The sequence below is a fragment of the Streptomyces cahuitamycinicus genome (assembly GCF_002891435.1).
In the GTDB taxonomy this organism is placed as follows: domain Bacteria; phylum Actinomycetota; class Actinomycetes; order Streptomycetales; family Streptomycetaceae; genus Streptomyces; species Streptomyces cahuitamycinicus.
Genome location: NZ_POUC01000804.1, coordinates 1 through 1,677 on the forward strand (window position 1 = coordinate 1; position 1,677 = coordinate 1,677).

At 75.4% G+C, this 1,677-nt stretch carries 1 protein-coding gene; it reads left to right on the forward strand.

Features of this window, described 5'->3' with window-relative positions; translation table 11 throughout:
- Positions 1 to 43: 43 nt before the first annotated feature.
- Positions 44 to 1,618 carry a polyamine aminopropyltransferase gene (locus C1J00_RS43015; protein WP_102914191.1) on the forward strand — a complete coding sequence of 525 codons (1,575 nt, stop codon included), beginning with the start codon at positions 44 to 46 and terminating at the stop codon, positions 1,616 to 1,618.
- Positions 1,619 to 1,677 lie beyond the last annotated feature (59 nt).

Sequence of the window (1,677 nt, forward strand, 5' to 3'; positions counted from 1 at the left end):
GTATAAGAGACAGGCCCCGGACGGCCCCGCCGACCCGGCGCGACTGCCCGTCCGGCCCGGCACCGGACGGTTCCTGGTTCTCGCGGGCGTGTTCGTCTGCGCGGCCTGCGGACTGGTGTACGAGCTCGAACTCGTCGCGCTCGCCTCGTACTTGATGGGCGACTCCGTCACCCAGGCGTCCGTCGTGCTGTCCGTCATGGTCTTCGCGATGGGCATCGGCTCCCTCGCCGCGAAGCGGCTGCGCCCGCTCGCCGCGGCCGGCTTCGGCGCCGTCGAGGCCACCCTCGCGCTCGTCGGCGGGTGCAGCGCGATGGCCCTGTACGCGGTGTTCGCCTGGACCGGCGACTGGGGCGGGATGTGGGCCAACGGGCCGCGCTTCCTGCTGGTCGCCTTCTCCCTCGCCACCGGGCTGCTCATCGGCGCCGAAGTCCCGCTGCTGATGGAGCTGATCCAGCGCATCCGCCGCCAGGACGCGGGCGGTGCGGTGGCCGACCTGTCCGCCGCCGACTACGTCGGTGCCCTCGTCGGCGGCCTCGCCTTCCCCTTCCTCCTGCTGCCGTTCCTCGGGCAGTTGACCGGGGCCCTGCTCACCGGCGCGGTCAACGCGGTCGTCGGCGGCGCGCTGGTGCTCGGTCTGTTCCGCCGGGACCTGACCCGGCGCGCCAGGTGGCTGCTGCTGCTCGGCAACGCCCTCGTCCTCACGAGCCTCGCCACGGCCGCCGTCCTCGTCGACGACTTCGAACGGGCCGCGCGCCAGGCGGTGTACGGCGGGGACGTCCGCGTGGCGCTCCGGACCGGAGTCCAGGAGGTCGTCCTCACCGGCGGCACGCACGGGCGGCCCCTCGCCCTGTTCCTCGACGGCCGGCTGCGGGTCAGCGAACGTGACGAACTGCGCTACCACGAGGCCCTCGTCCACCCCGCGATGAGCGGACCGCACGCACGCGTGCTGATCCTCGGCGGCGGGGACGGCCTCGCCGCCCGCGAGGTGCTGCGCCACCCGGGAGTCGACCGGGTCGACGTCGTCGAACTCGACGCCGAGGTGGTCCGGCTGGCCCGCACCGACCCGGCCCTGTCCGCGCTCAACCAGCACGTGTTCGGTGACCCGCGCGTACACGTGACGACCGAGGACGCCTTCGGCCGGCTGCGCGGCGCGACCCCGGCGGCCTACGACGTGGTCGTCTCGGACCTGCCGGATCCGCGCATCACGGCGAGTACGAAGCTGTACTCGCAGGAGTTCTACGGCCTGGCCCGGCGCGTGCTCGCCCCCGGCGGTCGGCTCGTGGTGCACGCCGGCCCGGTCGCGGCCGGCCCGCGCGTGTACTGGACCGTCGAGGCGACCCTGCGCGCGGCCGGTCTGCGCACCGCCCCGTACGGCACGGGCGGCCGCCACACCGTCTCTGCCGCCGGGCCCGACCGCACCCCCGTCGGGCGCTCCCGGGCGCCCCGGGACTGGGGTTTCGTCCTGGCCGCCCGCACGGACCCACGGCTGCGGTTCGACCCGGACGGGCCGCGGCCGAGTGTCCTGACGGAGGCGTCCCTCGCCGCGGGGGAGCGGGCGGCGCGCGGGACGCGGATCGCGGGACTGCCGGCGTCGACGCTGGTGCATCCGCGGTACTGACCGGTGCATCCGCGGTACTGAGGGGCCGGGACCGCCGGGCGGGCCGGGAGGATACGCCT